Source organism: Marinobacter sp. UBA5687, from assembly GCF_002420325.1.
GTDB classification, from domain to species: Bacteria; Pseudomonadota; Gammaproteobacteria; order Pseudomonadales; family Oleiphilaceae; genus Marinobacter; species Marinobacter nauticus.
Genome location: NZ_DIHV01000139.1, coordinates 1 through 18,460 on the forward strand (window position 1 = coordinate 1; position 18,460 = coordinate 18,460).

Sequence of the window (18,460 nt, forward strand, 5' to 3'; positions counted from 1 at the left end):
AACCTTATTCAGGACGGGTCAAGTTCCACAAAAAAGCCCGGCCAAGTTGCCGGGCTTTTTGTTACGCCATAAACGCTGTGATTTAACTGGCCGTTTGTGCCTCATGGCGACGGACATACGCCGAGAAATCGTCGAAGCCACCCACATACTCGGAACCCACCAGAATCTGGGGCACCGTGTAGACCGGATGGCCGATACGGTCGGCAATGTCCTGTTTGCTCATGCCTTTTTCGATCATGTCCACCCACACGTAGGGGATGTTTCTGGATTCACACAGGTCCCTTGCCCGAACGCAAAAACCACAGCTTGAACGGCCATAAATCGTGACCTGCTCCATACAAACCTCCTGACTCAAAGGGTAGTGAGTGGCTGGCACTCACCGCTTTTATAATGTCGCAATAATGGCATGGCGAGCACCAATTGAAAATTGATCCTCGCCATGATCGTGATAGTAGCTGACGATACCGATATCGCCCGAGGAAGGGCCAGCCTCAGGTTTTCAGGCGGCCCAGTTCGCGATCCAGCACCTGAACCTGGCCATCGAGCGCATCGCCACTCTGCCTGACCCGTTGCGCCAGCTCCCGCAGGTCGTTGGCCGCATCTCCGATGTGGGTCAGGTTCCGGTTAATTTCCTCACTCACCGAACTCTGCTCCTCAGCGGCGGTGGCTACCTGGGTCACATGCTCAACAATGGTGGCGATACGTTCAACCACCGTCGCCAGCGAGTGGCTGGCCTCCCGGGTGCCCTCTACGGCGCTGGTGGCCCGCTCGACGCCGGTTCCAATGACCGTTACCGCACCGTCCACATCGCCTTTCAGGCGCTCAATCATGCCACTGATCTCATCCGTAGATTCGCGGGTTCGGGACGCCAGCGTGCGCACTTCATCGGCCACCACCGCAAAGCCACGCCCCTGCTCTCCGGCCCGGGCAGCCTCGATAGCCGCATTCAGTGCCAGCAGATTGGTCTGCTCGGCAATGCCACGGATCACTTCCAGAATCCGGTTAATTTCCTCACTGCGCTGGGCAACATGACCAATGGCCGAGCTGGCCTGATCCATATCACCGGCCAGTGCATCCACGCCCCGCAACGCGGTACCCAGGGTGTCCTGGGTAAATTTAATGCCGTCCCGGGCCGCCCGGGCATTATCCGCTGCCTCCCCAGCAAAGCCGGCCACTTCCCCGGCCGCCGCTGACATTTCATTCATGGCGGTCACCACACTGTCGATATCCTGGTGCTGGCGGGCGGTCTGTTCATCGGTATCCCGTGCAATGACGCCAACATCCGAGGCCTGCCCCCGCACCTGGGCATTCACATCTTTGAGGTCATTGATCATTTCTCTCAGGCGGGCCAGGAAGGCATTGAAGCCACCAGCAAGGTCAATCAGCTCGGCATGGGTGTCAATATCCAGTTCACGGGTAAGATCGCCCTCGGCACTGGCCAGGTTACGCATGCGCTTACGGATCTCGTCCAGCGGCCGGGTAACCGAGCGCACCAGCAGCACCAACACAGCAATCGCAAGCACGACCACCACAATGCCCACCACGGTTTGGCGGGTGGCAGTGCTGGTTACTTCGTCTGACAGCAACGCCGTTATTTCATTCACACTGGCCAGGGCCGTATCGCGGGGCAATTCAATCAACAGCGACCATTCAGCACCCGGTAACGCGACCTTGACGGGATACGACACGGCGAGAATCTCACCGTTGTCGAAGCTGCCTCCGTTGCGGTGCAGCGACGTAAATTCGCCGGCCAGATCCGGCAGAGCTTCCCGCAGCGGCCGCCCCAGGTGTTCCTGATAGTGACTGGAAGCCGCAATCAGGCCTTTCTCGCTCAATAATGTGACTCGTGACTGCCCGTCGAACAGTTCCTCGCTGACACCGGCAATGGTCGACTGCAGTGTCGACAGATTGATATCAGCACCCACCACCCCGGCAAACTCGCCGTTGTTAATCACCGGCACCACCAGGCTGGTCATCAGCTCGGAGTAGCCCTCTTCAATCTCGTACTCATAGGGCTCCATCAGGCAGGGCTTTAGAGAATCGCGGGAACACAGATACCATTCGGCTTCACGGATCCCGAACTCATTGCGGTTGTCCAGGTATTTGGTGGCAGGGTCTTCGGTTCTGCTGAACACCACATTGCCGGTCGGGTCCCGATAGTAGTAGATCTCAAGGGTACCCTCATCACTGCTGTGTTCTTCCACGCCGCCGGTAAAGTAAATGTCCTGGCCGTCGTAACCATCCGGCTCAAACTGGGCGTAAATCGAACTCAGATGCTTCTGTTCCTCGAGCACAGCCCCAATGTTTTCCTGAAGGTCGCGCCGGCTGATCCTTCCGGAGCTGTCCGCTTCGATATTTCGGGTAATCAGGCTGCGAACCACTTCAGGCGTCTGGTAGGCGGTTTCGAATACCCCGGTCACCAGCTCACCGTATTTCCCTGCGGTCGCACTAAGCTGATCCATTACAATACGTTGCACCGTGCCCCGGGTTTCCCGGGTCAGCCGTTCCTCCATGGAACCGAGGGAGAGCTGGGCGGTGATAACAATACTCACCCCCATGGTCAGCAGCAGTGCAATCACCAGGGCGTAGAGTTTTACGCGCAGAGAGAGTTGTTTCATGTACATCGAAACCTTTTTCTGTGAGGCTTAACCAACATCCTAGAGCATGGAGGCGTTTTTGGCCTACCTGACCCTGTTCCTGACATCTTTTGCCGCCGCAACGCTGCTGCCCGCGTATTCGGAAATACTGCTCGGCACCCTGGTCAGCCAGAATTATCCCCTGTTCTGGTTGTGGTTCTGGGCAACCATGGGAAATACTCTGGGGTCAGTGGTTAATGGGCTTATCGGCCGGCAAGTGGATCGCTTTAAGCACAAACGCTGGTTTCCCGTCAGTGAACTTCAACTTCACAAGGCACGAAACCGGTTCAATCGATATGGTCAGTGGTCGCTCCTGCTGGGCTGGTTGCCCATTGGCGGCGATGCACTGACTCTGGTCGGCGGCATTATGCGGGTCCCCTGGCTGAATTTCATTGTCCTGGTGGGGATCGGCAAGGGGCTGCGCTATGCCTTTGTCATCTGGGTAGTGCTGACCGCGTCGGGTTAAACGCCGGCGTCGCCATAGAGGTATTTTCTTAACAGATCCTCGCCGTTGAACTCGGAGTGCAACACCGCAATGAAGGTGTAGACCCCGATCAGCTTTCGATTGAGGAACACAAACTCCTTGGGAGGCACCCGAAAATACCGGCTGATAGCCGACCGCGCCGCCTGCTTGGCCACTCTTGAGGGCAAATCGCTCTGTTTCCAGCGGTACTGGCCATGGCTGTTGACGGCATAATCCGGCCACTGACTGCGATCCTTCGCCAGGGGTTCCAGTACTGACATACAGACCTTGCCAAACTTGTCCAGCACCTCCGCCGGCCAGTCCCGGCTCATGAATCTGAGCTTGATTCCGCCCTCAACAACCTGCTCCAGGTCCTCCTCGTAGGAAGCCCTGATCATCTGGATGACCGGCTGCAGAAAGTCAGACGAGTAACTCTGCACGGCGCCAAAATCCAGCAGGACAATCCGGTCCGTTTCCGAATCACCACCCTGTTCGCCCGCAATACGAATCCGGTAGTTGCCGAAATTCGGGTCGGTCTGGATCTCACCCCATTCAAATAGTTCCCGGAAAAATAATTCCAGGGCTGCCTGGCCCAGGGCACTGCGTCGCTCCAGTGGCAATTCACGAACCGCCACTGAACTGACCGAATGGCCGTGCTCATAGGTCGAGGCAATAATATGATCGGTTGAATACTCAGGCAGCACTCTGGGCACCACAAAGCGTGCATCATGGCTGAGCATCTGGCGAAATTTTTCGGTGGTACGGGCCTCAAGCCGGTAATCCACCTCCCGGTGCATCATTTCCCGGACTTCTTCCAGCCAGTCGTTGAACTCAGGGCCGAAGCTGACCAGCCGCGCCACTTTGAGCAGATGAGCCACAGCGTTCAGATCACTGTCTACGGCATCGGCAACACCGGGGTACTGCACTTTGAGCACCAGCTCCAGCCCGTCGCTACGGCGCACGGCACGGTGAACCTGGCCAAGTGAGGCGGCTCCTATAGGCTCCGGGTCAATATCGAGTTCAGAAAGCCGGCTCTCCCCCAGTTCGGCTTTGAGCACCCGCTCGATGGCCGGCCACTCCAGAGAGGTGGTCTGGTCTTCCAGAGTGTGCAGCGCCTCAGTGACTTCTTCGGGGAGAAAATGCTCGCCGTACAGCGCCATGACCTGCCCGATCTTGACCACACTGCCCTTGAGCCGGCCAAGTTCGTCCACCAGAAACCGGGCCTGACTGGAGAGCATTGCCCGATGCCGCTGTTCCCGGGTTTCCTTGTTGCTGAACCAGTTAGTCGCCATATGGGACGCCATGCGCGTGCCTGCGAACAGTCCGGCTCTGGTCAGCGACAACCTGCGCTCAAAGCTGCCGGTCTTGATACGGGAGACGGATTTTCCGGGTCGGCTGGAAGACATGAAAGACCTGTTTCTGTCAGGAAATGTGAATGCCTGCAATATATCTGACCATTATACGGATCTGGGCGCGCGACTACCTAACCCAGTCGTCGCGCCGGCACTGCCCCTGCAGCCAATGTGTATAAACTTCGACCAATTTAAAAGAGTTCGTGACATCGGTTACGTTTTGACACAGTCACAGATCACAAAGCGGTCTAGTATTGGTTGACAGGGTTTCTGTGATATTTATCAACTACAACAACACCACCCACACATGAATCAGCCCGCTTCAAGAACGCCAGACGCCGAGCTGTCGCAGTTTCGCGTTAAAGGCGAGATACCGGTACCGGCCCTGATCAACGGCCTCACCTGTGCGGCAGTGCCGTTGCTTGTGTTTTTCGCCTGGCGCTCGTCCGGCCACGGGGACCCGTTAACTTCACGGCTGCTGCTGGCCTTCGCCGTCCTTCTGGCCATTAATGCGATCGTCTTTCTGAGCCTGGGCCACAAAACCCTCCAGCGCCGGGCATTCATTACCCTGATTATCGCTCTGTTTACCTACCTGGCCATCCAGGCGGTTGAAGACGGCTCGGCCATCATCTGGCTGTTCGCCTATCCCCCCATAATCTTCTACATCAGTGAAGCCAGAGTCGGCATACTGGCCTGTGTGGGCGGATGGCTGGCCGTATTATTCCTGTTCAGCCCGTTGGGGGATATGGTTTTTGACTCGCCCTACAGTACCAGCTTCCGGCTTTCCATGATCATCGTGCTGGCTTTCGAAATGGCCACTTGCTACATCCTCGATCAGAGCCGGCGGCGGAGCAAGCTAGGCTTGATCCGGCTGGCCGCAGAATTCGAGTACGCCGCCAAGCACGACGCACTCACCAGCCTGGCCAATCGCCGCGAAGGTTTGGAACAACTGGAAACAGAGTATCAGCGCTACCTGCGTAACGGTCGCAGCTTCTCGGTTCTGCTGATGGATATCGACCTGTTCAAGAATGTGAACGACAGCTACGGTCACCAGGCGGGCGACGACATGATCGTGTTGGTTGCCCGCACCGTGACCGGCCAGAGCCGCAAAGTGGACACCATTGCCCGCTGGGGCGGAGAAGAGTTTCTGGTACTACTACCCGAAACCGCCCTGACCGAAGCCGCTGCCACGGCGGAGCGGATTCGCTCTGCCGTGGCGAGCCAGGCCATCGACTGCGCAGGCAAGCGAGTGACCGCCACCATCAGTATCGGCGCGGCATGTATACAGGGCTCGGAGTCGATCGATCGCCTGCTGCAACGGGCCGATGAGGCGCTGTATCAAGCCAAGACGCTGGGGAGAAATCGCGTGTGTCAGGCTACTGAGGCGCTTCACCAGCCCTGACGTTGCTCCACCTGACTGTGGCCCAGGCCGTCGACCAGCTCGCTCACCAGCCGGCGCTCCAGGTCATAGACCGAGGCTCCAGCCTCAAAATCACTGACTTGGCACATGGACATGCCCGCGTAACCACAAGGGTTGATTCGGGAGAAGGGTTCCATGTCCATGTTCACATTCAGAGCCAGTCCATGGAAGGAGCAGCCCCGGCGAACCCTCAAACCCAAGGACGCAATCTTGGCGCCGTTCACATAGACACCCGGCGCATCTGACCGCGGTGCTGCTTCGATGCCGCCTTGGGCCAGGGTACGGACAATCGCCTGCTCAATGGCACTGACCAGGTTACGCACCCCGAGTTTACGCCGGGTCAGATCAATCAGCAGGTAGATCACCAACTGCCCGGGGCCGTGGTAGGTCACCTGACCACCACGATCCACCTGAATTACCGGAATGTCTCCTGGCAGAAGGATATGCTCGGCTTTGCCCGCCTGCCCCTGGGTAAACACCCTGGGATGCTCCAGGCACCAGAGCTCATCCACGGTGGCCTCGTCCCGGTTGGCGGTGAACGATTTCATCGCTTCCCAGGTTTCCATGTAGGGCTGTTGCCCCAGTGACCGTACGATGAGGTCAGCCACCGTTACAGCACCATGTGAACACGGCCACTGGCCTTAAGCTCCTCAAAGAGTGCTTTGAGCTGATCTTCACCGGTCGCCACAATTTTCAGCTGAACCGAAGAAAACCGGCCTTTGCTGCTGTCGTTCACCGAGATGTCCGCTTCAGACAGTCCCGGGGCATGCTGCTCAACGACCTCCACCACAAATTCGGTGAAATCGGGCGCGGCATTGCCAATCACCTTGATGACATAGTCACAGGGAAACTCGATTTTTGGTGCTTTCGGCTCAGTCATGCCGCACATTACTCCCGGCTAAGGCAAACAGCGCCTCAACCTCAGTTAAACAGTTGAACAAAAAACAGCTTGATGGCATCCCAGATGCGCTTGAACAAACCGCCTTCCGGCACTTCTGTGAGCGCCAGCACAGGCTCATCCACCAGGGTTTCACCGTCCAGAACAACACGAACGCGGCCCAGCTCATCTCCCACCTTAATGGGCGCTTTTATCACGGAATCAAGGTCGACCACCGATTCCAGTTGCTCGCGGGAGCCACGGGGAATGGTGACATAGATATCCTCCGGCATGCCTACCGACACCTCATCCGCCTGACCGCCCCACACTCGGGACGCCATCAGCTCCTGACCGGCACGGAACAGCCGCTCGGTTTCAAAGTAGCGGAAGCCGTAGTTGAGCATTTTCTGCACTTCCTGGGCCCGGGCCTCAGAGCTGCTGGTTCCCATAACCGTAGCAATCAGCCGGGTCTCACCCCGCTTGGCCGATGCCACCAGGCAATAACCGGCCTCTTCCGTGTGCCCGGTTTTCAAACCATCAACGCTGTCATCCCGCCATAGCAGGCTGTTTCGGTTGGGCTGACGAATATTGTTGTAGGTGAAGTGCTTCTGCGCATACAGCGGGTAGTTTTCCGGGTAGTCCTGGATAATATGCCGTGCCAGTACCGCAAGATCGTAGGCGGTTGAGAAATGGTCTGCGGAGGGCAGGCCAGTGGCGTTCTCGAAGTGGGTATCTTTCATGCCCAGCAGTTGCGCCTGCTGGTTCATGATGTCCACGAAAGCCCCTTCACTGCCGGCCACAAACTCGGCCAACGCCACAGACGCATCGTTGCCAGACTGGATAATCACACCTTTGAGCAGATCCTCAACGGACACCGAGGTGCCCTCCTGCACGAAGGTTCTGGACCCCTCTGTGCGCCAGGCCTTGACACTGATAGGTACCATATCCGACATGGAGATACGGCCTTCATCCAGCTCGCGCTCGACAATATAGGCCGTCATCATTTTGGTCAGACTCGCCGGTGGCAAACGCTCATTGCTATTGTGCTCCATGATCACACGACCACTGAGCGGATCCATCAATACCCAGGAGCTACCGGCAATCTGCGGCGGAGACGGGATCAGTACCGCCTGCGCCGAGGCCTGCCCGCTCATCAGCAACAGGGAAAAAACCAGAAACAGTGTTCGAGTTACAGTCTTGAAAGCCATGGATAGTTTCATTCGTCGTCAGATGCTTGTCTTATGTTGGTTCTGAACTCAGTCGGTTCAGTGCGAATCGGTCAGTACAATAGACTGCCGGAACCCTCTGGATTCCAGAAGGTTCTGAGCGTAGCGCGCGTCGCCCTCGCTCTTGAATGGCCCCACCTGAACCCGATGGAACCGGCCATTATCAGTGGTGATCTCCCGGACCCTCACCGGATTATCCAGCACTCCCAGCAGACGCTCGCGCATGGCCTCAGCCGGATCCCGCTGACTGAATGCGCCGAGCTGAACAAACAGCCCCTCACCGGCAGCCAGGTCTGTTGATCCGGAAGCCGGCGAGGCAACCACCGGAGCCTGGCCAGCGGCATCAAACGGCTTGCCAGCCAGAAACATGGCGCCGTCCGGACGCACCGAAATAGCGGCCACTTCGACCCTGGCGGTACCACGGGATTGATAGCCGAGCTTCTTGGCAGCGGCATAGGACAGATCGATCAGCCGATCCCCGTGGAAGGGGCCGCGATCGTTCACACGGACAATCACCGAACGGCCGTTATCGAGATTGGTCACTCGCGCGTAACCCGGAATCCGAAGGGATTTGTGTGCCGCCGACATGGCATACATGTCGAACACCTCACCGTTGGAGGTCTTGTGGCCGTGAAATTTCTCGCCATACCAGCTCGCGGTGCCGCGCTGCACGTAGCCGTCGTTACTGTCCATCACATGATAGCGCTTGCCCCAGACCGTATAGGGCGACTTGTTGCCAGCCGACCGTGGCTGCTCATATCGGGGTGTGGCATCGGCCAGGCCACTGGCGTCAAAACTGCCCGAAGGAGCCCGATCCTGCTTAATGGTGTAGCGTGACGAGTGGTCAACTTCAGGACTGCTGGCACAGCCGGCCAGCAAGGCAGCTAAAGCCAGTGCGGGAATCCGTTTGTCAGAGACCTTGACCATGTCTGTTCACTACCCCAAAACCTGTGTATTGATACCGCCATTACTGACCAGCAACATTGTAACGGGTTCCCTTGTGTATACACCATTACCGGGCAGCCATCATTACTGGTTCAGGCGGTGATCATCCGGCGATGGGTGTGAATCGACATCAGCACGCCGAACGCCGCCATCAAAGTGACACTTGAGGTGCCGCCATAGCTGATCAACGGCAAAGGCACACCGACCACTGGCAACAGGCCGCTCACCATTCCGATGTTGACGAAGATATAGATAAAGAACGTCATCGTCAGCGCTCCGGCCACCAACCGGCTGAAGGAGTCCTGGGCGGTAACCGAGATATAGAGACAACGCAGGATAATCAGGAAGTACACCGTCAACAGCAGCAACATACCGATAAAACCGAACTCCTCTGCCAGCACCGCGACAATAAAGTCGGTGTGGCTTTCCGGCAAAAACTCCAGGTGTGACTGGGTACCCTGCAACCAGCCCTTGCCCTCCATACCGCCGGAACCGATCGCGGTTTTCGACTGGATAATGTTCCAGCCGGCTCCGAGCGGATCACTCTGAGGGTCCAACAGCGTCAATACCCGCTGCTTTTGATATTCCCGCATGACGAAGAACCACATCAGCGGGGCAGAAACCGAGACCATGGCGAGGAACGCGGCAATCAACTTCCAGCTGATACCGGCAAAAAACACCACGAAAATGCCGGCCATGCCGACCAGCAGGGAGGTACCGAGATCCGGTTGCTGGATGATCAGGAACATCGGCAGCAGAACGATCACCAGCCCCGTCATCACCCTCGGGAAGGTCGGTGGCAGGTAATAGCGAGACAGATACCAGGCTGCCATCATCGGCACCACCAGCTTCATGAACTCGGAAGGCTGAAACCGGGGCAGGCCAGGCAACGCCAGCCAGCGTTGCGCCCCTTTGGCACCGACACCCACCAACAACACGGCGACCAGCCCGATCAGTCCCAAGCCGTAGAGCCAGGGCGCCCATCGGCGAAAGACCGCCGGATCCAACTGAGCGAATACGAACATCACCACAAAGGCAACGCCCAGGCGAATACCCTGTGCCTTGACCACATCAATATTCCGGTCAGCCCCACTGTAAAGCACAAAAAGGCCGCCACCGACGAGCAACAACAGAAGCCCCAGGAGAATCGGGTCCAGATGCAACGCTGACCAGATACTGCGATTGCGCCCCAGATCGCTGCTAGTCTGAGTGCTCCACAATTTGCTGCCGGCCATCAGTTATCTCCCCCGGCCGCTCTGGAATCGCTGATTACAGGTTCCGCCTGCTCCGCCGGAAACTCCTCCAGCCAGGCATCAAACAAGGCCCGGGCAACCGGAGCCGCGGCGCCGCTGCCACTGCCACCATTTTCAACGATAACCGCCACTGCGATCTTGGGGTCATCCGCTGGCGCAAACCCGACAAACAGCGCGTGGTCCCGAAGCCGTTCCCTTATCTGCTCTTCGTCGTACTCCTCATCCTGACCAAGACTGAATACCTGGGCCGTGCCGGTTTTACCGGCCATTCGGTAGCTTGCGCCTCGACCAGCGCTTCGACCCGTCCCCCGGGCACCATGCATCACTTCTTCCATGGTATCGACGACATATTCCCAATCGTCAGGATCCTTCAGTTCAAGCTGTTCATGCGTCTGCTCCGGCAGGAACTCCTCCACTGGACTGTCGCCGTGAACATCCTTAAGCAACCTGGGCTCAACCCAGGCTCCGCGATTGGCAATCAATGCTGTAGCCGTTGCCAGTTGCATGGGCGTTGCCAGCAAAAAACCCTGCCCAATGCTCATGTTGACTGAGTCTCCGGGATACCAGGGTTCATTTCTCACGGCCCTTTTCCAGTCTGCGGTCGGCAACAACCCGGTCAAAGCACCGGACACATCCAGGGTGGCATCCTCACCAAAGCCGAACCGGGCCAGATAGGAAGACATGACATCCACCCCCATATCAACGCCCACTGCGTAAAAGTAAACATCATTGGATCTCGCCATGGAGTACTTCAGATCCACCCAGCCATCGCCAGAGCGATTCCAGTTCCGAAAGCGCCTCCCGCCCTCACGTAGCTGGAAGTATCCCGGGTCCCAGATTCTACGGTCTTTATCCGTTGCTCCGCTGTCCAGCGCTGCAACAGCCATCATGGGCTTGATGGTCGAGGCGGGAGGATACTGGCCCCGGAGCGCTCTGTTGAACAACGGCTTATCGATACTCTGACTCAATTCGCGATAATCATTGACGCTGATACCGGTCACAAACTTATTGGCATCAAAACCGGGCACACTGGCAAGCGCCAGAATCCCGCCGGTCTTGGGCTCGATAGCAATGATCGCACCTCGCCTGCCCTCCATCAGCTCATGCGCCCGACGCTGGAGCCGCAAATCAAGATGGAGCTGGAGGTCTTCGCCCGGAACGGGATTTACTCGCTCAAGCACCCGCAAGATCCGGCCACGGGCGTTGGTTTCTACATGCTGGTAGCCCACCTGACCGTGAAGCGCCTCCTCGTAGAAACGCTCAATCCCGGATTTGCCGATGTAGTTGGTCCCCGCGTAATTGACCGGATCGATACGCTGGAGCTCATCGCGATTGATACGGCCGACAAACCCCAGGGCATGGGCGGTCAGCTCGCTATGGGGATAGTAGCGAACCAGTTCGGCCTCAACTTCCACCCCGGGAAACTGATGCCGGTGCACTGCCATGCGGGCAATTTCGGCTTCGTCGAGATCGTAACTCAGGGGGATCGCCTGGAACGGACGCCGCGGCTCCCGCAGTCGGCGCTCGAACCGTTCCAGATCTTCATCGGCAATACTCAGAATGTCGCTCAGGCGCGCCAGTGTTGCGTCCATATCGCCAACGCGCTCCGGCACTACCGTCAGGCTAAATACCGGGCGATTCTCCGCCAGCAGAACGTTATTCCGGTCGTACACCAGGCCTCGGGGTGGCGGTACCGACTGTACCTGAACCCGGTTTTTGTCAGACAGTGTGGTATATATCTCGTGCTCAACGATCTGTAACTGGTACATCCGCGCCAGCAACCCGGTCATCAGCACCAGGACGAATACCAGCATCACCATGGCCCGGCGCTGGAACAGCCGGCGCTCCGCTGCGGTATTTTTCAGTTCGCCCCAGACCATGTCTGTTCCTAGGCCCGGTGGTAAGGGTGGTTACGGGTGATGGTCCAGGCCCGGTAGAGTTGCTCAGCCAAGAGGATTCTCACCAGAGGGTGGGGCAAGGTAAGAGGCGACAGTGACCATTGCTGGTCCGCTCGCTGTCGACAGGCATCCGCCAGGCCGTCGGGGCCTCCGACCAGAAAAGCGACATCCCGGCCGTCCTGTTGCCAGTTTTCCAACTGTGAGGCGAGTTTTTCCGTTGACCAGGGGCGCCCACCCACCTCCAGAGCCACCACGCGGTCACGGGCGCCTGCTGCAGACAGGATAGCGTCGCTTTCCCGCTGCATCAGCCGGGAGATGTCGGGATTTTTGCCCCGGTGGGCCATGGGGATTTCAGTCAGTTCAAGGGGCAACTCGGGCGGCATCCGGCGAGCGTAGTCGTTGTACCCCGCAGTGACCCAGTCGGGCATTTTCTGCCCCACACAGATCAGACGCAGGCGCATGACTACTCGCTGCCCGCAGCACCGAGATCCGGAGCATCACGCCAGAAGCGCTCCAGATCGTAGAACTCCCGGGTAGCAGGCATCATCACGTGAACAACCACGTCACCCAGATCAACCAGGATCCAGTCACTGCCGCCTTCACCTTCAACGTTGGATGCACGTACACCCTGCTCTTTGGCCTCGATCACCACCGAATCCGCGAGGGATTTTACATGTCGGTTGGAGGTACCGGATGCCAGAACCATAAAATCGGTCACGCTGGTGCGGTCGCGAACATCAATCACACTGATGTCCTGAGCCTTGATATTTTCCAGTGCGTTAACGACCAGATCTTTCAGTTGTTCAGCCTGCATAATTACCCTGTAGTACGGGTACTGGCCGGTATGGCCACCCGATCAATGATATTCAGACGCGATTGTAGCATCAAAGACGCCTGTGAATAACTCCTATTGGCCTTCAACGGGCCGGGCACCGTAGAGCCCCCAGGCGCGGATGCTCCGGCAGACGTCATCCGGGGTGAGGTAGCGTGGCGACCGGCCCGCCGCGATACGCCGTCGAATACCCGTGGCGGAAATATCCAGCAACGGCGGTGCCAGCTCCAGTACCTGGCCCGCCGGCCGCGAATGCAGCTCCGACGCTGAACCCACACAGCGCTCTGCAACCAACTGCGCTGCCTCGCTGCCCACCGGCAGTTCCGAGCCGGGGCGGCGCACCACCACGATATGGGCAAGCCCGGGGATCTCCTGCCACTCGCGCCAGCGGTCAAACGATGAGAAGGCATCGGTACCGACCACCATCACCAGAGGGCAATCCGGCCCCAGCTCGGCCCGAAGCTGGCGCAGTGTATCGGCAGTGTATGAGGCTCCGCCCCGCCGCACCTCCTGTTCGTCCAGCGCCAACGCGGGCTCGCCAGCGATGGCCTGCCGGATCATCTCCAGACGCTGCGCTGCACTGGCTCCGGTGTTACCCCGATGCGGCGGGATATGGCTGGGCACCAGATGCACCCGGCTCACCTCCAGCGCCTCGGACACTTCCAGTGCCAGTCGGAGGTGACCGTGGTGAATCGGGTCAAAGGTGCCACCGTAGATCACGTGCATGGTGTCAGGTCCGGATATGGCCGTCACCGAACACCACGTACTTCTGTGAGGTAAGCCCTTCCAGACCGACCGGCCCACGGGCATGGATTTTATCGGTGGAAATACCAATCTCAGCGCCCAGGCCATACTCGAAGCCATCGGCAAATCGGGTTGAGGCATTGACCATGACAGAGCTGGAATCCACCTCAGTCAGGAACCGACGGGCTCGGGTGTAGTTTTCGGTGATGATGCTGTCGGTGTGCTGGGAGCTGTAGCGATTGATGTGCTCAATGGCACCATCCAGTCCATCAACGACCTTCACCGCCAGAATGGGGGCAAGGTATTCCGCGTGCCAGTCTTCCTCGGTAGCTTCGACAATATCTCCTAGAATGGCACAGGTGCGCTGGCACCCCCGCAACTCCACGGTTTTGCTTCGGAACTGTTCCGCCAGCAGCGGCAACAAGTCCTCCGCCACCTCGTCATCAACCAGCAGGGTTTCCATGGTATTGCAGGTCCCGTAACGCTGGGTTTTGGCATTAACCGCTACCTTCAGCGCCTTCTCCGGGTCGGCATGGCTGTCGATGTAAACATGACACACACCATCCAGATGTTTGATTACCGGCACACGGGCGTCCCGACTGATGCGCTCAATCAGGCCCTTACCGCCGCGGGGAACAATTACATCCACGAACTGAGGCATGGTGATCAGCTCACCCACAGCGGCCCTGTCGGTGGTGCTGACCACCTGGACTGCAGTTTCCGGCAACCCCGCCTCGCTCAGGCCCTGTTTGAGACAACGGGCAATGGCCTGGTTGGAGTGAATCGCCTCGGAGCCGCCGCGCAGAATGGTTGCGTTGCCGGATTTCAGGCACAGGCTGGCAGCCTCGACCGTGACATTGGGCCGGGACTCGTAAATGATACCGATCACCCCCAGCGGAACCCGCATCTTGCCTACCTGAATACCCGACGGGCGATACGTCATATCAGTAATCACACCCACAGGGTCCGGCAGCGCAGCCACCTGTCGCAAACCCTCAATCATGGCATCGATGCGCTGAGAGGTAAGTTCCAGGCGATCCAGCATGGCACTGTCGAGTCCGTTTTCCCGGCCACGCTCCAGATCCTTGCTGTTAGCCGTGGCAAGCTCGGATCTGGCGGCGTCCAGGGCGGCGGCGGTGGCCAGAAGTGCCTGATTCCGCACGGCAGTGGAGGACCGGGCGACTTCCCGGGAAGCGGCCCTGGCCTGCTGGCCGAGCTCCGTCATGTAGGCTGCTACATCCATTGATTTACCCTTAATTCTGCAAGCTGATTCCAAAACGGGAGGGTTACTTTACCTTTCCCGTTTCAAGTCCGCACCCCAAACGACTATTATAGCGCTGCACAGGTTCAAATGGATGCGCCAGCAAAGGACAGACTCAATGCCCCAAACCGCCGAAAAATTTCTTCCCGGCAAGTTTTCCCGCAGCGGGTTTATTGCCTTTGGCCTGACCACCGGGCTCTGTCTGTTCATGGGGGAACTGCTGGCGGCAGTGGCAGCGGCAGCTGCGGCTGGTCTTTGCCTTGCGGGCACCCATCAGGGCAAAACACATCAAAATGCCCCCTGGCCACAATTACGGGCATTCTTTCTGACAGCCCTGGTTCTGGCGCTGGTATCGGCCATCTGGCTGGGCCCCTGGCCACTTAGCCACTGGCTCTATGCCCTACCGCTGGTACTGTTTGCCATGGCGCCGGTCTATCTGGCCGCCATTGTTACTGTTATCTTCATTTTCCTGGTGCTGGCCGGCACCCAGTGGGCGATAGCCCTCCCGGACAGGCACCAGATGATGACGGCACTGGTACTGACCACGCTCCTCGGAGCCATTCTGGTGTTCATGCGCGAGTACAAATCCCGGCAGCTTGCGCCCCTGCGCCGTACCGATGAGCTTACCCAGGCAGCCAGCCGGGAATACCTGTCAGCCGACCTGCACAAGGAAATACAACGCAGCGAGCGGGAAGGCACCAACATGTCGGTGATGATGATCGGGCTGGATACTCACCTGAGCGACGTCGATCCGGACGAAGACATTCGTGCGATTCTGCCACGCATCGGCCGCTACCTGCACTCCCAGCTTCGGGATTTCGATACCTACTACCGGGTGGCCGACCTTCAGTTTCTGGTGATTCTCCCCGGCGCCAATACTGCCGAGGCTGCCCGAACAGCAGAACAGGTTCGCCGCGGCCTGTGCACGCTGATGGATTCGCACGGCCTGAAGCTTACGGTCAGTACCGGCGTGGCCGGGCTCAACATCGGCGACGATGCCGACAGCCTGCAACAGAGCGTTGCCAACGCCCTGCGGCGTGCCCAACAGCAGGGTGGTAACCGGACCCAGACCTACAGCAACCCGGTCCCCCCAGAGGCCAGCGGACTGACTGAACCTTCCGGCAGGGAGGCAGCGCAATGACCGAGACCCGACTCCGAACCTGGACCCACGCCTTTGGCTACGGCCTGGCGGCGCTGTTCACCGCCGCGCTGGCACTGCAGAACCTGCGTTACGGCTTTTACCAGCTGTTCTATCTGGCCCTGGCCATGACCGCCTTACTGGTTGCCGGCCTGGTCTACACCTGGCTATGCCGTCGCCAGCAGCTTTCCGCACCCGGCCACCTGGTCATTCTCGCCGGCCTTAACAGTGGCCTGGTTGCAGCGGTACTGACAATGGATGCCCCGGGCATCAGCCACTGGGCCATGCCTTTGCTTTCTCTGAACCTGCTGATTCTGCCCCTGCGGCATGGACTAATGCTCTCAGCGATGCTACTGGTGCCGGTGCTGGTTGTCGCCTGGCTGTCGACACCCATAGACACTGCCCTGATGACGACAGCCGGCCTTATGGCACTTCTGGCAGTGACCGCCCTGTATATCTGGCACTACGACCACATGGCGCAATCGGCCCAGGATCTTGCCATTACCGACCCCACCACCGGAGCCCATAACGCGCGTTTTCTGGATGAGACACTGCAGAAGGAAATCAGTCGTGCCATTGCCACCGGCCACCCATTGTCGGTGATCAGCCTGAACATCGACCATGCCGACGAAATTCGCGACCTGCACGGCAAGGCCGGCCTGCAAACGCTGCTGCGCGACGTCACAGGCACCCTGTTTGAAATCATCCGGGCCGGGGATTCGCTCTACAGCATCAACGGCTCGGAGTTTTTCCTGATCCTGCCGTTTACGCCGGAGGAAGGGGTCCGGGTCATCGCAGAGCGCATTCGCAGAATGCTCAGCGAACATGACTGGGCCCAGGTTGGCAAGATCTCGGTCAGCCTCGGCTGCACCACCCGGGGCAACGGCGACACCAGCACCCATTCATTGCGTGACCGCGCCGTCACCGCCATGCTCGAAGCGCGGAAGCGGGGTGAGGATTCTGCCTGGTTCAGCCCGGGAGAGCCCGTCAAGGCATGACCGCGACCTGGCTCACCGACGTTACTTCCTGGGTCGCCGCCAATCCGGGCTGGCTGATTGCCGCCCTGTTCCTGACCGCGCTGATAGAATCGCTGGCGGTGGCCGGCATCATCGTGCCCGGAGTGGCTTTACTGTTCGCATTTGCCGCGCTCGCTGGCAAGAGCGGCTTGCCCCTGTCCGACGCCCTGCTGTGGGCCGGCCTTGGCGCCGTGGCGGGGGATGCGATCAGCTTCGCCATCGGCCGCCTGTTCAAGGGGCGTCTGAATACCGTCTGGCCATTCAGTCGATACCCGGGGCTCATTGCCCGCGGAGAGAGCTTTTTTCGCGCCCACGGAGGAAAAAGCGTGGTCATCGGCCGTTTCGTTGGGCCGATACGCCCGGTCATTCCACTGATTGCTGGTGCGCTGACCATGTCCTGGCAGCGCTTTCTCACCTTCAATCTGCTATCAGCCACGGGCTGGGCCCTGGTGTATATCCTGCCGGGATTTTTCGTAGGCTCGGCTATGGGCAGCGAGATCAAACCCCCACCCCATTTCTATCTGGTACTTGCGATCAGTGGTGCGGCGCTGGTGGTTGTCTATCTGATTGTTTTGCGGATTCGGCTCGGCGTTGGTGAAGGGAGCTGGCTCTATCAATGGCTGGAATCCCGGATGAGTCAATACGACGCAACACACCGGTTCTGGCGTCTGTACAGCAGCGAGCGGCCGGCTCAGCAGGGGGAATTTCCTCTGCCCTCACTGCTAATGACAGCCACCTCGCTCGCATTGTTTCTTGGGCTGGCACAGTTGGTCGGAGTCAGTGATCAGCTGGCCTTTATGAACCAGCAAGTGCTGCAATGGTTCGGCGCTCTGCGCCAACCCCTGCTGGATCTTCCGATGGTAGCGTTCACCTTGCTGGGAGATCCCCCGGTCCTGTTCGCTGCCGCCGTGATTGCCGTTTTGTTGCTGGCGTTCCGGGGCTACTACGCAGCCGCCATTCATATTGCCAGTGCCGCAGCCATCACCGGGATCAGCGTTTGGCTGCTGAAAGCGGGCATCGGCATCAGCCGGCCAGATCAGGTGCTCTCGGCACCAAGCTCCGGCGCGTTCCCCAGCGGGCATACGGCCGGTATGACCGTTCTGGTTACCCTGGCCGCCAGCTTCGTCGCGGGCGAAAACCGCAAACACCAGCGCTGGCAACATTACCTGTTTCTGTCACTACCCTTGCTACCGGTAGCGCTGAGCCGACTGTATCTCGGCGTGCACTGGTTCACGGATGTGCTTGGAGGCCTGTTTCTGGGGCTCGCGATCACCGGTGCGACACGGGCCAGTTACAGCCGATACGACAGGGTGGCGCTGAGCCCGGACAGCTTGACCTGGGCCGCCGGAATCGGCTGGCTGGTTTTCGTGGCCATGTACATGATGGGTAACTGGGAAAC

Annotated in this window: 18 protein-coding genes; 5 read left to right on the top strand and 13 right to left on the bottom strand. The window is 58.9% G+C overall.

Going from position 1 to position 18,460, the window contains the following annotated elements; genetic code table 11:
• Positions 1 to 82 precede the first annotated feature (82 nt).
• Together B3Y70_RS15380 and B3Y70_RS15385 are read right to left on the bottom strand one after the other, a co-directional pair.
• Positions 83 to 337, bottom strand: a complete 255-nt coding sequence (locus B3Y70_RS15380) for a GrxA family glutaredoxin (RefSeq protein ID WP_011785863.1) — start codon at positions 335 to 337, stop codon at positions 83 to 85.
• Positions 338 to 491: 154 nt separating this feature from the next.
• Positions 492 to 2,618 carry a methyl-accepting chemotaxis protein gene (locus B3Y70_RS15385; protein ID WP_288590048.1) on the bottom strand — a complete coding sequence of 709 codons (2,127 nt, stop codon included), beginning with the start codon at positions 2,616 to 2,618 and terminating at the stop codon, positions 492 to 494.
• A gap of 58 nt (positions 2,619 to 2,676) precedes the next feature.
• Here B3Y70_RS15385 and B3Y70_RS15390 point away from each other — a divergent pair, with 58 nt between their 5' ends.
• Positions 2,677 to 3,102: a YqaA family protein gene (locus B3Y70_RS15390; RefSeq protein WP_014420673.1), complete on the top strand. Its 426-nt coding sequence runs from the start codon at positions 2,677 to 2,679 to the stop codon at positions 3,100 to 3,102.
• Here the strand turns inward: B3Y70_RS15390 and B3Y70_RS15395 are convergent.
• Positions 3,099 to 4,505 (bottom strand): ABC1 kinase family protein, encoded by a 1,407-nt coding sequence (locus B3Y70_RS15395; protein WP_153740881.1) that lies wholly within the window; start codon positions 4,503 to 4,505, stop codon positions 3,099 to 3,101. The genes B3Y70_RS15390 and B3Y70_RS15395 overlap by 4 nt on opposite strands.
• A 253-nt stretch (positions 4,506 to 4,758) precedes the next feature.
• On the opposite strand from B3Y70_RS15395, the gene B3Y70_RS15400 reads away from it, so the two are divergent.
• Entirely contained in the window at positions 4,759 to 5,853 is a 1,095-nt protein-coding gene (locus B3Y70_RS15400) for a GGDEF domain-containing protein (RefSeq protein ID WP_286893606.1), read from the top strand.
• Here B3Y70_RS15400 and lipB read toward each other — a convergent pair.
• From lipB to B3Y70_RS15450, 10 genes are all read right to left on the bottom strand, one after another.
• Positions 5,841 to 6,479 (bottom strand): lipoyl(octanoyl) transferase LipB, encoded by a 639-nt coding sequence (gene lipB, locus B3Y70_RS15405; protein ID WP_121208370.1) that lies wholly within the window; start codon positions 6,477 to 6,479, stop codon positions 5,841 to 5,843. The genes B3Y70_RS15400 and lipB overlap by 13 nt on opposite strands.
• Before the next feature lie 2 nt (positions 6,480 to 6,481).
• Positions 6,482 to 6,760 carry an HP0495 family protein gene (locus B3Y70_RS15410; RefSeq protein ID WP_370228928.1) on the bottom strand — a complete coding sequence of 93 codons (279 nt, stop codon included), beginning with the start codon at positions 6,758 to 6,760 and terminating at the stop codon, positions 6,482 to 6,484.
• A gap of 32 nt (positions 6,761 to 6,792) precedes the next feature.
• The gene (locus B3Y70_RS15415) at positions 6,793 to 7,956 is read right to left on the bottom strand and encodes a D-alanyl-D-alanine carboxypeptidase family protein (RefSeq protein WP_374730291.1); all 1,164 of its coding nucleotides are present in this window, start codon (positions 7,954 to 7,956) and stop codon (positions 6,793 to 6,795) included.
• Between the two features lie 57 nt (positions 7,957 to 8,013).
• Positions 8,014 to 8,901 carry a septal ring lytic transglycosylase RlpA family protein gene (locus B3Y70_RS15420; protein ID WP_228224763.1) on the bottom strand — a complete coding sequence of 296 codons (888 nt, stop codon included), beginning with the start codon at positions 8,899 to 8,901 and terminating at the stop codon, positions 8,014 to 8,016.
• A 110-nt stretch (positions 8,902 to 9,011) separates the two neighbouring features.
• Complete coding sequence (rodA, locus tag B3Y70_RS15425; protein WP_014420665.1) at positions 9,012 to 10,154, bottom strand: rod shape-determining protein RodA; 1,143 nt, start codon at positions 10,152 to 10,154, stop codon at positions 9,012 to 9,014.
• On the bottom strand, positions 10,154 to 12,052 hold the full coding sequence (gene mrdA, locus B3Y70_RS15430; protein ID WP_014420664.1) for a penicillin-binding protein 2: 1,899 nt from the start codon (positions 12,050 to 12,052) through the stop codon (positions 10,154 to 10,156). The genes rodA and mrdA overlap by 1 nt, the downstream gene beginning before the upstream one ends.
• Positions 12,053 to 12,060: 8 nt before the next feature.
• Positions 12,061 to 12,531 carry a 23S rRNA (pseudouridine(1915)-N(3))-methyltransferase RlmH gene (gene rlmH / locus B3Y70_RS15435; RefSeq protein WP_286893613.1) on the bottom strand — a complete coding sequence of 157 codons (471 nt, stop codon included), beginning with the start codon at positions 12,529 to 12,531 and terminating at the stop codon, positions 12,061 to 12,063.
• Between the two features lie 2 nt (positions 12,532 to 12,533).
• A complete protein-coding gene (gene rsfS / locus B3Y70_RS15440; RefSeq protein ID WP_011785874.1) occupies positions 12,534 to 12,884 on the bottom strand; it encodes a ribosome silencing factor in 351 nt (116 codons plus the stop codon).
• Positions 12,885 to 12,977: 93 nt separating this feature from the next.
• Complete coding sequence (gene nadD, locus B3Y70_RS15445; protein WP_222448357.1) at positions 12,978 to 13,628, bottom strand: nicotinate-nucleotide adenylyltransferase; 651 nt, start codon at positions 13,626 to 13,628, stop codon at positions 12,978 to 12,980.
• Positions 13,629 to 13,632: 4 nt separating this feature from the next.
• Positions 13,633 to 14,889 carry a glutamate-5-semialdehyde dehydrogenase gene (locus B3Y70_RS15450; protein WP_141067996.1) on the bottom strand — a complete coding sequence of 419 codons (1,257 nt, stop codon included), beginning with the start codon at positions 14,887 to 14,889 and terminating at the stop codon, positions 13,633 to 13,635.
• Positions 14,890 to 15,025: 136 nt separating this feature from the next.
• Between B3Y70_RS15450 and B3Y70_RS15455 the strand changes: the two genes are divergently transcribed.
• The 3 genes from B3Y70_RS15455 to B3Y70_RS15465 form a co-directional block, all read left to right on the top strand.
• Positions 15,026 to 16,048 (top strand): GGDEF domain-containing protein, encoded by a 1,023-nt coding sequence (locus B3Y70_RS15455; protein ID WP_014420660.1) that lies wholly within the window; start codon positions 15,026 to 15,028, stop codon positions 16,046 to 16,048.
• A complete protein-coding gene (locus B3Y70_RS15460; RefSeq protein WP_286893618.1) occupies positions 16,045 to 17,043 on the top strand; it encodes a GGDEF domain-containing protein in 999 nt (332 codons plus the stop codon). Before B3Y70_RS15455 ends, B3Y70_RS15460 begins: the two co-directional genes overlap by 4 nt.
• A partial coding sequence (locus B3Y70_RS15465) for a bifunctional DedA family/phosphatase PAP2 family protein (protein WP_288590049.1) occupies positions 17,040 to 18,460 on the top strand: 1,421 nt, incomplete at its 3' end. The genes B3Y70_RS15460 and B3Y70_RS15465, both read left to right, overlap by 4 nt.

What these genes read in the sequence shown, in the direction of transcription:
- B3Y70_RS15380 (WP_011785863.1), bottom strand. Translation starts at nt 337, where the DNA reads ATGGAGCAGGTCACGATTTATGGCCGTTCAAGCTGTGGTTTTTGCGTT.
- B3Y70_RS15385 (WP_288590048.1), bottom strand. Translation starts at nt 2,618, where the DNA reads ATGAAACAACTCTCTCTGCGCGTAAAACTCTACGCCCTGGTGATTGCA.
- B3Y70_RS15395 (WP_153740881.1), bottom strand. Translation starts at nt 4,505, where the DNA reads ATGTCTTCCAGCCGACCCGGAAAATCCGTCTCCCGTATCAAGACCGGC.
- B3Y70_RS15400 (WP_286893606.1), top strand. Translation starts at nt 4,759, where the DNA reads ATGAATCAGCCCGCTTCAAGAACGCCAGACGCCGAGCTGTCGCAGTTT.
- B3Y70_RS15410 (WP_370228928.1), bottom strand. Translation starts at nt 6,760, where the DNA reads ATGTGCGGCATGACTGAGCCGAAAGCACCAAAAATCGAGTTTCCCTGT.
- B3Y70_RS15415 (WP_374730291.1), bottom strand. Translation starts at nt 7,956, where the DNA reads ATGGCTTTCAAGACTGTAACTCGAACACTGTTTCTGGTTTTTTCCCTG.
- B3Y70_RS15420 (WP_228224763.1), bottom strand. Translation starts at nt 8,901, where the DNA reads ATGGTCAAGGTCTCTGACAAACGGATTCCCGCACTGGCTTTAGCTGCC.
- rodA (WP_014420665.1), bottom strand. Translation starts at nt 10,154, where the DNA reads ATGGCCGGCAGCAAATTGTGGAGCACTCAGACTAGCAGCGATCTGGGG.
- mrdA (WP_014420664.1), bottom strand. Translation starts at nt 12,052, where the DNA reads ATGGTCTGGGGCGAACTGAAAAATACCGCAGCGGAGCGCCGGCTGTTC.
- rlmH (WP_286893613.1), bottom strand. Translation starts at nt 12,531, where the DNA reads ATGCGCCTGCGTCTGATCTGTGTGGGGCAGAAAATGCCCGACTGGGTC.
- rsfS (WP_011785874.1), bottom strand. Translation starts at nt 12,884, where the DNA reads ATGCAGGCTGAACAACTGAAAGATCTGGTCGTTAACGCACTGGAAAAT.
- nadD (WP_222448357.1), bottom strand. Translation starts at nt 13,628, where the DNA reads ATGCACGTGATCTACGGTGGCACCTTTGACCCGATTCACCACGGTCAC.
- B3Y70_RS15450 (WP_141067996.1), bottom strand. Translation starts at nt 14,889, where the DNA reads ATGGATGTAGCAGCCTACATGACGGAGCTCGGCCAGCAGGCCAGGGCC.
- B3Y70_RS15455 (WP_014420660.1), top strand. Translation starts at nt 15,026, where the DNA reads ATGCCCCAAACCGCCGAAAAATTTCTTCCCGGCAAGTTTTCCCGCAGC.
- B3Y70_RS15460 (WP_286893618.1), top strand. Translation starts at nt 16,045, where the DNA reads ATGACCGAGACCCGACTCCGAACCTGGACCCACGCCTTTGGCTACGGC.